The sequence below is a fragment of the Dyella jiangningensis genome, from assembly GCF_003264855.1.
Classification (GTDB): Bacteria; Pseudomonadota; Gammaproteobacteria; order Xanthomonadales; family Rhodanobacteraceae; genus Dyella; species Dyella jiangningensis_C.
The window spans coordinates 674,347-686,345 of record NZ_NFZS01000001.1 but is presented as its reverse complement, the minus strand read 5'-3'; the positions used below and the strand labels follow the sequence as shown (position 1 = coordinate 686,345).

Annotated in this window: 12 protein-coding genes and 1 tRNA gene; 5 read left to right on the top strand and 8 right to left on the bottom strand. The window is 65.4% G+C overall.

From position 1 onward, the window contains the following. The first annotated feature begins 22 nt into the window (after positions 1-22). Positions 23-601 (top strand): DUF4124 domain-containing protein, encoded by a 579-nt coding sequence (locus tag CA260_RS03005; protein WP_111980956.1) that lies wholly within the window; start codon positions 23-25, stop codon positions 599-601. A 58-nt stretch (positions 602-659) separates the two neighbouring features. Next, positions 660-1,577, top strand: coding sequence for a branched-chain amino acid transaminase (locus CA260_RS03000; protein WP_111980955.1), 918 nt, complete (start codon positions 660-662; stop codon positions 1,575-1,577). An 83-nt stretch (positions 1,578-1,660) separates the two neighbouring features. On the opposite strand, the gene CA260_RS02995 is transcribed toward CA260_RS03000, so the two are convergent. The 8 genes from CA260_RS02995 to CA260_RS02960 form a co-directional block, all read right to left on the bottom strand. Beyond that, positions 1,661-2,944 (bottom strand): sensor histidine kinase, encoded by a 1,284-nt coding sequence (locus CA260_RS02995; protein WP_111980954.1) that lies wholly within the window; start codon positions 2,942-2,944, stop codon positions 1,661-1,663. Then, positions 2,928-3,614 carry a response regulator transcription factor gene (locus tag CA260_RS02990; protein WP_019466282.1) on the bottom strand — a complete coding sequence of 229 codons (687 nt, stop codon included), beginning with the start codon at positions 3,612-3,614 and terminating at the stop codon, positions 2,928-2,930. The genes CA260_RS02995 and CA260_RS02990 overlap by 17 nt, the downstream gene beginning before the upstream one ends. A gap of 350 nt (positions 3,615-3,964) precedes the next feature. Continuing rightward, on the bottom strand, positions 3,965-5,659 hold the full coding sequence (locus CA260_RS02985; RefSeq protein WP_111980953.1) for a M56 family metallopeptidase: 1,695 nt from the start codon (positions 5,657-5,659) through the stop codon (positions 3,965-3,967). Continuing rightward, the gene (locus CA260_RS02980; protein ID WP_111980952.1) at positions 5,656-6,045 is read right to left on the bottom strand and encodes a BlaI/MecI/CopY family transcriptional regulator; all 390 of its coding nucleotides are present in this window, start codon (positions 6,043-6,045) and stop codon (positions 5,656-5,658) included. Before CA260_RS02980 ends, CA260_RS02985 begins: the two co-directional genes overlap by 4 nt. A 63-nt stretch (positions 6,046-6,108) precedes the next feature. Then, positions 6,109-6,588, bottom strand: coding sequence for a hypothetical protein (locus tag CA260_RS02975; protein ID WP_111980951.1), 480 nt, complete (start codon positions 6,586-6,588; stop codon positions 6,109-6,111). Positions 6,589-6,724: 136 nt separating this feature from the next. Then, positions 6,725-7,609, bottom strand: coding sequence for a 30S ribosomal protein S6--L-glutamate ligase (rimK, locus tag CA260_RS02970; RefSeq protein WP_111980950.1), 885 nt, complete (start codon positions 7,607-7,609; stop codon positions 6,725-6,727). Continuing rightward, on the bottom strand, positions 7,606-8,061 hold the full coding sequence (locus CA260_RS02965; RefSeq protein WP_111980949.1) for an ATP-dependent zinc protease family protein: 456 nt from the start codon (positions 8,059-8,061) through the stop codon (positions 7,606-7,608). Before CA260_RS02965 ends, rimK begins: the two co-directional genes overlap by 4 nt. A gap of 51 nt (positions 8,062-8,112) precedes the next feature. After that, positions 8,113-8,185, bottom strand: a tRNA-Gly gene (locus tag CA260_RS02960). A 241-nt stretch (positions 8,186-8,426) separates the two neighbouring features. Between CA260_RS02960 and CA260_RS02955 the strand changes: the two genes are divergently transcribed. From CA260_RS02955 to CA260_RS02945, 3 genes are all read left to right on the top strand, one after another. After that, positions 8,427-10,826, top strand: a complete 2,400-nt coding sequence (locus CA260_RS02955; RefSeq protein WP_111980948.1) for a DUF6600 domain-containing protein — start codon at positions 8,427-8,429, stop codon at positions 10,824-10,826. Positions 10,827-10,923: 97 nt separating this feature from the next. Further along, the gene (gene thiS, locus CA260_RS02950; RefSeq protein WP_111980947.1) at positions 10,924-11,124 is read left to right on the top strand and encodes a sulfur carrier protein ThiS; all 201 of its coding nucleotides are present in this window, start codon (positions 10,924-10,926) and stop codon (positions 11,122-11,124) included. Between the two features lie 59 nt (positions 11,125-11,183). Continuing rightward, positions 11,184-11,984, top strand: a complete 801-nt coding sequence (locus CA260_RS02945; protein WP_111980946.1) for a thiazole synthase — start codon at positions 11,184-11,186, stop codon at positions 11,982-11,984. Positions 11,985-11,999: the final 15 nt, after the last annotated feature.

Here is an 11,999-nt window from a genome sequence, read left to right as displayed (position 1 = left end):
CCGCCGGGCGTAAGCTCGGCGGATGCTTCGTTATGGCCTCTTGCTGTTGCTTGTCTGTCTGTCGCTGGGCGCCCGGGCGCAGGACGGTATCCACCGCTGCGTAGGCCCCGAGGGCACGCCGCTGTTCACGGATCAACCGTGCGCGGCGCTACAGGCCACACCGGTCACGCCGCCGCGGGACGAGCCTCCTGCCACGCTTACCGCTCCCACCACAGCTGCCACGCCACCACCCGTGCTCTGCGCCGCCACGGTGTCGGAACTGCGCCAGAGCGTGCTTGATGCTTTCTCCGCTCGCGATCCGAATCGACTCGCCGGCCTGATGCTATGGGGCGGTTATGGGCGTGAGAGCGTCGTGGCGGACATACGTTCGCTGGGCGGCCTGATGCAACGGCCACTGCTGGGCATTGGGGACGATTCCACCGGTGACGACGAAAGCCCCGCCACGACCGCATCATCGGCGGCAGTGCCTCCGACGTCGGCCGGTGAAGAGCGCCAGCTGGTGGTGCGGACGGCCGCCGGCGACGGCAGCGGCCAAGCCCATGAAACGCGCTTCGATGTCGTGCGGCGTTCGGGGTGCCTGTGGCTGCGGGGACGCGGCTGAAAGGTGATCACAACGCTGCCGGGGTTATCATGGTGCGATTTTTCCCCGGAGCATCGACATGGCGCAGCAGTACCCCGAATGGATCTGGCAGAACGGCGTGATCAAGCCCTGGCAGGAGGCCACCACGCATGTCATGGCCCATGCGTTGCACTACGGCTCGTCCGTGTTCGAAGGCATCCGCAGCTACGCGACACCCGATGGCGCGGCGATCTTCCGCCTGACCGACCATCTCAAGCGCCTGTACCAGTCGGCCAAGATCTACGACATGACCCTGCCCTACACGCAGGACGAACTCGCCGCCGCCTGCCGCGAAGTGGTGCGCAAGAACGGCCTCAGTGCCGCTTACCTGCGTCCGGTGGCGTATCGCGGCCTGGGCGGCTTTGGCCTCTCGGCGGAAACGCCGATCGACGTGGCTGTCGCGGCATGGCCGATGGGCCCTTACCTCGGTCCCGAGGCGCTGGAAAACGGCATCGACGCCTGCGTGTCGAGCTGGCAGCGCTTCGCGCCAAACACCATTCCCGCAGGCGCGAAGGCCGGCGGCAATTACCTCTCCGGCCAGTTGATCGCGCGCGAGGCGCGTCGTCTGGGTTTCGGCGAGGGCATCGCCATGGCATCCACCGGCCTGCTCAGTGAAGGCGCGGGCGAGAACCTGTTCCTGGTGTTCGACGGTGTGCTGCACACCACGCCCGCCAGCGCCTCGATCCTCACCGGCATCACGCGCGATACGCTCAAGACGCTGGCGCGCGAAGACGGCATCGAAGTGATCGAGCGCGATATCCCGCGCGAATACCTGTACCTGTGCGATGAGTTGCTGATGTGCGGCACGGCGGCCGAGATCACGCCCATCCGCTCGGTCGATGGCAAGAAGATCGGCAACGGCAAGGCTGGCCGCGTCACGCGACGACTGCAGGAACTGTTCTTTGGCCTGTTCAACGGCAAGACCAACGACCAGTGGGGCTGGCTGGAACCGCTGTAAGCAGCAAGACCCTGCATGCGCGATCGGCCTGCTCGGCGCCGATCGCGCACTGGGTGCGCTCCTACAGGAGACCTGAGAACCGATCAGGCGAAGACGATGCTGGCGATCGCACCATTGGCGCCGGTGCGCGGACGCATCGACACTTCCCAACCGTAGAGGTCGCACAGGCGACGCACGATGGCCAGGCCCAGGCCTGCACCGCTGCCGCCGGCACCTTCGCCGCGCACGCCACGCTGGAACAGGCGCTCGGCGTCTTCCGGTTTGATACCAGGGCCCGTATCGATGATCTCGATGCGATCGCCCGTTATTTCCACCGTCACCGTGCCTTCCAGCGTGTACTTGATCGCGTTGCCGATCAGGTTGGTCAAGGCCACCGACAATACCGACGCCGGCGCGTTGACGCTCAACGGCTGCCTCGTCACCAGCTCGATGCTGATCGGCTTGTCGCGCATCTGCGGACGCTGGCTCTCGATCACGTCGGATGCCACCTTCGCCACCTCGGTGGTCTCGCCGCGCGTAGGGCCGCGGCGCTCCGCACGCGACAGCAGCAGCAGGGCTTCAATGAGCTCGGTCGCCTGGCGTGACGAGCGCTCGATGCGCTTGAGGCGCTCGCGCAGCTTGTCGGTGAGGTCGGGCGATCCCTGCAACAGTTCGGTGGTGCTGGCGATCACTGCCAGCGGCGTACGCAGTTCGTGGCTTACGTCGGAGTTGAATTCGCGATCGCGCTCGACCATGGCGGTGAGGCGGTGCGAGTACTCATCGAGCGCCAATGCAAGCTCACCGACTTCGTCGTCGGCGAAATGCGGCGCGAGCGGTTCGGCCTTGCCGGTCTTGCGGAAGTCGCGCAGGCGACGCGCGAGCTCGCTGACGGGCTTGAGCACCTTGCGCGAAAGCCACAGACCGAGCACGAGCGAAAGCAGACCGAACAGGAAAACCGCACCGATCACGCTGAACAACAATTGTTGCTTCCCGAGCTCCTCGCGCGACACGTCATAGCGCAGAAAACTGATGATACCGTTCTCGCGATAGACGGCCAGCTTGTAATGGTGGCGCTGACCATCGGGTTCGTTTTCGTAGATGTCGTGCACCCCCGTATCCAGGTTCTGCCACGCCAGTGGAGCGCGGTAGAGGGTGCGATCGCTGTACATGCTGCCGGTCAGCAGGCGTGAGCCCTGCGGTGCGCCGGGATGTTGCTGAGCCTGCTGGTTGGCCCATCGGGCGTCATCCAGCAGACTGGAATTGACCAGCTGATCTTCGACGCGGCTACGAATGTTGAGTGCCGCAAACGCAAACAACGCGCTGAGGCCAAAGCCGAACAGCGCGAACGAGACAACCAGGCGAAACCTGAGCTTACGCCTGGACTGCATCCGGTTCGACCATTCGGTATCCGATACCGTGCCGCGTGTGGATCAGCGGCTTCTCGAAGGGTTTGTCGATCGCCGCACGCAGGCCGTGGATATGCACACGCAACGAATCGCTGTCGGGCAGTTCCTCGCCCCACACGCGCTGCTCCAGGTCCTGGCGCGTCACCACCGACGGGCTGGCTTCCATCAGGGCCTGCAGCAGCTTGAGGCCGATCGGGTTGAGCTGGATCGACTTGCCTTCCCGAGTAACGGTGAGCGTGTCGAGGTTGTAGGTGAGATCACCCACCTTGAGCACGCGGCTCTGCGGACCCTTGCCTCGGCGCGCCAGCACTTCCAGACGCGCGGCCAGTTCCTGCAGCGCGAAGGGCTTGGTCATGTAGTCGTCGGCGCCGGACTCAAAACCCGTGAGCTTCTGCTCCAGCGCGTCGCGCGCGGTCAGCATGAGGATCGGCGTCTGCTTGTGCGCCTCGTGGCGCAACTTGCGTGCGACGTCGAGGCCGTCCATGCCCGGGAGGGTCAGGTCGAGCACGATGACGTCGAAATCGTGCACCACGGCCAAGTGCAGGCCGGTCACGCCATCGCCGGCAAAGTCGACCACATGCCCGCGGTCTTCCAGATAATCGCCGATGTTGGTTGCGATATCGCTGTTGTCTTCGATTACCAGTACGCGCATGCGTCCTCCATACGCAGCCGGCATAGGGGCCGGCCGAGGGCCCAAGCTTAACAACTTGGATGACGGGAGAGGGGCTTCCGACGTGCGCCAAGCTGAATAAACCTGTCGACCGGCAAGAAAAAAGCCCAGGCTCGCTGACATGACGTCGCTCGCCTGGGCTCAAGCTACTGCCCCGATACCGTAATCTGCTGTCACCAGACCTTTCGGTTGAAGTGCCGAGCAAATTGCAGTGGGGACTTTATAGGGGTCGCAGAGTTACGGTGCGGTTAATCGGTCCTCACCCACTCGTTAACCTTCAGACGGCAGTTATGCAATGCGTCGTCACGCGACGCTCACGCACTGCTGCTCGCTCAGTTAGACGAACCTTCGATCGCCCCCTGGCGTCCGGTTTCTTCCGGCCAACGGCAGATGTGCGTACCGGTGACCACCTGGCAACCGACGCGCGCCTGGATTTCCCGGCTGTTGGCGCTACTTGCACCACCATCCAGGCTGAAGGCCATCACTTGGCGATAGCGTTCGGAGAGCAGATGGCCGGGCGGCACCGAATACACCCATCCGCGCATGGCCACCAGCGCCGCCTGCTCGAAGACGCCCGCAGGATCGGCGTTGACCACTCGCATGTCCTGCACGGAGCCGTCACTCGCGAGACTGAACTCGATGACGACCTTGCCTTCGATACCCTTCTCCAGCGCGCCTGCAGGATAGATCGGCTTGCGCATCCGTAGCGGCGTGAGGGCCGGTGAACTGACTTCCGTCGCCTGGATATGTACGGGTATCACTGCTGCCCGATGCGGCGCGAGGTTGGCAACCGCCAGCGACAAGGCACCAGGAGCTGCCATCTCCGGCGCTGCGCCAGGGAAGCCGACGGGCGCCAGCGATTCGTCCGGAGATTCCGCATCCATCGCCACCGGGCGCTGCAACAGCGCGCTGGTCGGCCTGAGATTGGCGGGGTGCCAGGCCTGCTGCAGCGACTGCGCCAGCGGCAGCACGATGAGCGACGCCGCACGCGGCACCGGCCCGAGCAGGTCGGGCACGCCTTCACGCTTGAGCGCCAAGCCAAGCACCAGCGTGGCGACCATGCCCACCGCCAGCAACGCTCCCGAATAGGGCCGCGAGGGTGGCGCCGCCATGGCGCCATGGTCGGAAGCCATCTGGTGGACGCGGTCCAGCAACACGCCGCCGCTGGCCGCAAGCATCATGGGCGCCGCCTCCCGCATGCTGCCAAGCGCCGAGAGCGCCCTCGCCAGATCACGCCAGTTGCCGCCATGAACGGAGAGCGCCATCTGATCGCAGCAGATTTCGCGCTCGTTGCGCACGTCGGTGGAGATCCAATGCACGACGGGATGGAAGAAGAACAGCGTTTCCAGCACGACCTGGAAGAAATTCACCAGTGGATCCAGGCGTTTCAGGTGCGCGAGTTCATGGGCGAGGACCAGCTCCAGCTGAGCGCGCGGAAAACCGGTCGCCATGGCCAGCGGCAGCACGATGACAGGCCGGAACCAGCCCACCAGCAGCGGTGTATCGACCACGCTGCTCCACACGAGCGAGATGCGACGGCGCATGCCGAAGCGCTCGGTAAGCCGCAACAGCATCCGCACCATCGGGCCTTCGTCTTCGAGCCCCGAAGCCACCAGTCCCTTGAGCCCACGCCATTGGCGCCACACGCGCACCGACAGGACGAGCACACCGGCCAGCCAGAGCACGGCAAGCCAAGGCGTGATGCCGAATCGCCCGGTGACGTGATCGAGGATGGATGCCGGCGATTCGCCCAGGCTGCCCGCCGCGATCACGACCGGATCGAGCATCACATGCTGCGAAGGCAGCGCTTCGGGCTGCCGCAGCAGCCACGCCATGGTCAGCGCGGGACATGCAGCGAGCACGGCCATGGTTGCCACGCCCAGCCGGTAGCGTGCCGCGCCCCTGGGCAGCGCCGCGCGCAGGGCGGCATACGCCACGCCAACCAGCAGGCCCTGCCACAGGAAATGCAGAAGCGTCACACCCAGCAGCTGCAGGGTTTCCAGGAAAATATGCGAGGAGGCCATCATGGCGTCTCCTGATCGAGTTTGTTCAGGAGATCGCGGATCGCGCGCAATTCCTCGCGCGTGGCGCGCTGCGTGCCCAGGGCATGCAACACCAGCTGGGACGACGACCCGTCGAAAACGCGATTGACGATGTCGTACAGGAAGCGCTTCTGCGTCCTTTCCTTGCTGACCGCAGGACGATAGACATGGGCGCGCGCCGCATCGTCGCGTTCCACCAGTCCCTTGCCATGCATGACCTGAAGCAACTTCAAGGCCGTCGTATAACCACCGCCCTCGCCCAAGGCTTCGTGCACTTCGCGCACCGTGCACGGCCCCAGCCGCCACAGCACGCGCAGTATCTCAAGCTCAGCCACCGTGGGCTTGGGCGCGTCTGGCTTGGATGCTTTCATGTGCCTCCCCCAGCGCCTAGTCAAGGCATCAGGCCCCGGCGCATACCGGGGCCTTATTCAACATCAACCGCCGTTGCGGTTCTGCACGGCGTGCGTCGCGGTGTCCTGCATGAACTTCTGGCTGTCGCGGCGGCTGCGCTCGATCTCACCATAGGTACGGCAGGTCGACTTGGGCAGCAACGAGCCGGTCGGTGCGGCGCGTTCGCAGATCACCTTGTTGCCGTCGCGCTTGGTCAGGATGGCATTGATGGCCTCCTGATCATTCACCAACTTGAGCTTGGTGTTCTGATCCATCTTGTCCGTGGTGTCGTACTTGTCGAACGCCGCCTGCATGTCGCTGAAGTGCGAATCGATGGCAGTACGCTCTTCCGTGGTCACGAATTCGTAGCGACCACCCGGCTCCATCAGTTTGTGCACCGCAGCCGTCTGCGCGGTGAAGTCTTCCTTGTCCTGCGCCTTGACGACCACTTCGTCCTTGCTGGCAAACGCAGAACCGGCCGCCAGGCACATTCCCAGGCCGAGCATCCAGATCTTGAACTTCATACTTCTCCCCTCCGCGACCATGCCGTATCCCGACATGGGATAACACGCAGTATCGTCCGCAACCATCCTAATCAGGCTGTCAGGCGGCTGTCAACGAAGATGTTCGTACTACGGATGTCGTAGTCCGCAAGCCTGTTCAGCGAGCACGACCGACGTTCTGTTCCAGCAATTTGACGATCTCAGCGGACACATCCACGCCCGTGACCGTCTCGATGCCTTCCAGGCCTGGCGAAGCATTCACCTCAAGCAACAGCGGGCCACGGTTGGAACGGAGAATATCCACGCCCGCGACCCCCAGGCCAAGTGCCGAAGCTGCCTGAACGGCGATGCGACGCTCCTCCGCGCTCAGCACTGCCACGCTGGCCGAGCCGCCCCGATGCAGATTCGCCCGGAATTCGCCCGGGCTGGCCTCGCGCTGCATCGCGGCGACGACCTTCTTGCCGACCACGAAGCAGCGCAGGTCGCTCCCCTTGGCTTCGGCAATGAATTCCTGCACGAGGAAATTGGCATAGAGGCCGCGGAAGGCTTCGATCACGCTTTGCGAGGCGCTGCGTTTTTCCGCCAGCACGACGCCGGTGCCCTGGCTGCCCTCGTTGAGTTTGATCACATGGGGCGGCTCACCGAGCGTCGCAAGCACGTCGGCGGTGTCATCCGGATTGTCGCCAAACACCGTGGCAGGCATATCCAGGCCCTTGGCAGCGAGAATCTGCAGGCAACGCAGTTTGTCGCGTGCACGCAGCACGGCATCCGATGAATTGGGTGTGTAGACGCCCATCATTTCCAGCTGGCGCAACACGGCCGTGCCATAGAACGTGCTGGTCACGCCGATGCGCGGGATGACGGCATCGATACCGCGCAGGGCCTTGCCCTTGTAGCGAATCGACATGTTGCCGGGCGCGATGCGCACGTAGCAGCGCAGCGGATCGAGCACGCGCACCACATGCCCGCGCTCGCGCGCGACGTCGACCAGGCGCTGGGTGGAATACAGGCGGGCGTTCCGCGACAGGATGGCGATCTTCATGAAACACCCATGGGGTCGACCAGCACCGGTCGCGGCTGTGTATAGGAAAGAGCGGGGTCGACCGCAAAGCGCCCTTCCAGCGCAGTGCGTCCCAGCAGCATGGGAAACAGCATATGGCGGCGATCAGTCAAATTGATGTCGACCGCGAAACGCCTGCCCGCCAGCAGCACATCGGTACGGATGAACCAGCGCAGGGTCCGCCGCCCTCCCGTGTCCGTCACGGCGCGGCGGTCGAGTGCCGGGGTTTCGCAGGCGATGGCGACGCGGTGGCGGCCGCCCACGTTCACCGCAAACCGCAGCCAGGTGTCGCCGTCGCGATCGAAACTCTCCAATGCATCCACATGCAGCGAACTGCTGCGCGCCCCGGTGTCGAGCTTGGCTTTGAGCAGACCGATGCCGAGTGTCGGCAACGCCAAACGCTCCCGCCAGCCGAGGGTGATCACATCCGCCATTATCAGCGCACGCCGCAGGGTTACGTGTAAGGGAGCTCGGTGGGGTCGAGTTGGAGCGGGTGAAGGGAATCGAACCCTCGTCGTAGCTTGGGAAGCTACAGCTCTACCATTGAGCTACACCCGCATCGTCGGGCGATGGTAACCCGGCACTGCGGAATTTTGGAACTGTCCATGCAGTTCAACACCGCATGAACCGGACATGGCGGCCCGCTGAATCGTCGATGGCCCGGACTCCCGCCAGTCCTTGCTAGCGCCGGACCGGCGGTCCGCATAATGCGTACGTCGACGCCCGGCCATGCTCATGCGTTTTACGGACTACGACACCTGCCGGCGCGCAGGCAGCGCGCCATGTTCCGGAGAATTCCATGCGTGCGTTTTCCACCTTGCTCGCACCGACGCGAAACTGGCGATGGATCGCCGTGGCCCTGCTGGCCTGCGTCAGCTGTCTGGCCCAGGCGCAGACCCAGGCGCCGCCCGACGATGGCGGCGCCGGCGATCCGCCGTCCCGCGTCGCCCGCCTGTCCTATCGAACCGGTGACGTGAGCCTGCTCCCAGCCGGCGAGAAGGATTGGGGCGACGCCAGCGTCAACCGCCCGCTGACCACGGGCGATCGCCTGTCCACCGGCCAGGCCGGTCGCGCCGAGCTCGAGCTGGGCGGCGGTACGTTGCGTATCGCCGACGACACCGACTTCGGCTTCCTCACCCTCAACGACCAGCTGAGCCAGGTGGAACTCACCCAGGGCACGCTGAACCTTTCCGTACGCGGACTGGCCGAAGGACAGAGTTACGAGATCGACACGCCCACGGTAGCGCTGGTGGTGGACCAGCCGGGCACCTATCGGGTGGATATCAGCGACGACGGCAAATCCACGCGCATCACCGACGTCGATGGTCGCGCGGTGGTCTACGGCGAAGGCGGCGCCCAGCGCACCCTGGTGGGCGGACGCACCTACGAGTTCGGCGATTCCGCGCTAAACAACGTGACGATCAGCGATAGCGACGGCGGCGACGACTTTGACGCGTGGTGCAACAGCCGCGATCGCCGCTATGCCGCTGCCTCCGACACGGTGCGCTACGTTTCCAACGAAGTCGTGGGTTACCAGGACCTCGATCAATACGGCAACTGGCAGTCCGATCCGGACTACGGCCAGGTCTGGTATCCGAGCAACGTCGCTGCCGACTGGGCACCGTACCGCGACGGCCACTGGGCTTACGTCGGCCCCTGGGGCTGGACCTGGGTGGACGATTCTCCGTGGGGTTTCGCGCCGTACCACTACGGTCGCTGGGCCTACGTGCGCAGCCGGTGGTGCTGGGTGCCGGGCCCGGTATCGGTGCGGCCGGTCTATGCGCCCGCCCTCGTCGCTTTCGTGGGTGGCGCCGGCTTCGGTGTGTCGGTAGGTATCGGCGCCGCGCCGGTGGGTTGGTTCCCGTTGGGTCCGGGCGAAATCTACAACCCGTGGTACCGCGCCAGTCGCGGTTACTACACCAACGTCAACATCACCAACATCTACGTGCGCAACAACCGCCAGGTGGTGATCAACAACATCAACAACCATTACAACTACTTCCGCGAAGGCCGGCCGGCGCCTAACGAGCGGTACTTCAACCGCGGAGCACCACGCGCCTTCACGGCGATGTCCCGCCAGGATTTCGCCTCGGCACGCAACGCCGAACGCCACATGATGTCGGTGGACCCACGCCACGTCGCCAATGCACCGGTGATGGCGCGAGGTGTCGACGTGCAGCCGGGTCGCGCGAGCTTCGTGCCGCCGCGCAATGGCAACGGCCGGAACCTGCCGACCGGCGGCTTCAACCGCGAGGTGGTCGCCCGCAACGCGCCCGCCATGCCGTTCGCGGGGCGTGGCCCCGGTCCGTCCAATGCGGCCGCAAGCCGCAATGTGCCGACTCCCACCAACGTGCGCATGCTCAATGGGCCTTCCAACGCCAATCGCCCGGGCGCACCAGGCCGCAACTCGAACTCGCCCGAAGAGCGCGCCTTCTCGGCCAATCGCAACAACGCCGCCCCGGCCCCCGGTATGAACCGACCGGGCACGCCGAACAATGAGCCGCCCGCCGCCCGCTTCAATCGTCCGCAACCCGAGGACACCCGCGCAGCCACCGCACCCGACGTGCGTCGTCAAGCTGCGCCCAACGAATCCCCCGCCATGCGGCCGGGCGAGCTGCCGTCGGCGCGGTTTGCCCGTCCGCAGGGGGGCGAGGGTCGCGTTCCGCCAAACGAACGTGCCTCTCCGAATAACCAGCCTCGTCCGGGCGTGAGCTACATCCCCAACGCGGACGCCGATCGTGCGGCGCGTGCCCAGCCGCAACCCGGCACGCTGCCCAATACGCCACGTTTCGAGCGCGTGCAGCCGACGCCCCAGGACAACGCCCGCCCGGCGCCAAACCAGGACAACGCCCAGCGCTTCCAGCGCGAGAACGCAGCGCCCCGGCCCGAGCCCCAGCAGCCACGTTTCGTCCAGCAGCCACGCGAAGTGCAGGCGCCACGCGAGGTGCCGCAGCCGCGTGAAATGCAGGCGCCTCGGGAAATGTCGCCGCCGCGGGAAATGCAGGCGCCCCGGGAGATGCCGCAGCCGCGTGAGGCGCCACAGCAGCGAAGCTATCAACCGCCTCGCGGATACGAGCCACCACGCCCCAACCCGCCACCGCAGCAGGCGCGACCGGCCCAGAACAGCCAGCCGCAGCAGCACCCCTCGGGCGGCCATGAGGACCGCCGCCCGCCGAAGAAGGACGACCAACACAACTGACGCGCCGACTCGCTGTCGTTAGCACGAAAGAGCCCGGTTATGCCGGGCTTTTTCGTGCGATTCGGGCATCCCCGGTCGCAGGCGCTACAATGCACGGATGTACATCACGCTCAATGGCAGTCCGCGTGACTGCGCCCCCGCCACGACCGTCGCCCAGTTGCTGCAGGAAGCCGGTTACGGCAGCCGTCGCGTCGCCGTGGAAGTGAACCACCAGATCGTCCCGCGCAGCCAGCACACCAGCTACGTGCTCGCGGAAGGCGACCAGGTCGAGATCGTCCACGCCATCGGCGGCGGTTGATCGCCGCAATCCGCCACTTGCGGCGCCCGTGGGCGCCGCGCGCAGCCTGAAGACACACGATGAACATCAAGACGTTCGATTCCGCCGATCCGCTCATCATTGCCGGCAAGAGCTATGGCTCGCGCCTGCTCACCGGTACCGGCAAGTACAAAGACTTCGACGAAACCCGTCGTGCCTCCCAGGCTGCCGGCGCCGAGATCGTCACGGTGGCGATCCGCCGCGTCAATGTCGGCCAGGACGCCGGCCAGCCGAATCTGCTCGATGCGCTTCCGCCCGAGGAATTCACCCTCCTCCCCAATACCGCCGGCTGCTACAACGCGGTCGACGCGGTGCGCACCTGCAAGCTGGCCCGCGAACTGCTGGATGGTCACAAGCTGGTAAAGCTGGAAGTGCTGGGCGACCAGCGCACCCTGTTCCCCGACGTGGTGGAAACCCTCAAGGCTGCCGAGACGCTGGTCGCCGACGGTTTCGACGTCATGGTCTATACCAGCGACGATCCGATCCTCGCCAAGCGCCTGGAAGAGATCGGCTGCGTCGCCGTGATGCCGCTGGCCGCGCCGATCGGCTCGGGCCTGGGCATCCAGAACCGCTACAACCTGCTCGAGATCATCGAGAACGCCAAGGTGCCGATCATCGTCGACGCCGGCGTAGGCACGGCCTCCGATGCCGCCATCGCGATGGAACTGGGCTGCGACGGCGTGCTGATGAATACGGCGATTGCCGGCGCCCAGGACCCGGTGCTGATGGCGCACGCCATGAAGCTGGCGATCCAGGCCGGACGCGCGGCCTTCAAGGCCGGCCGCATCCCGCGCAAGCGCTTTGCTTCCGCCTCGAGCCCGATCGACGGCACCATCGGCTGAGCAAGTTCTTCGCGG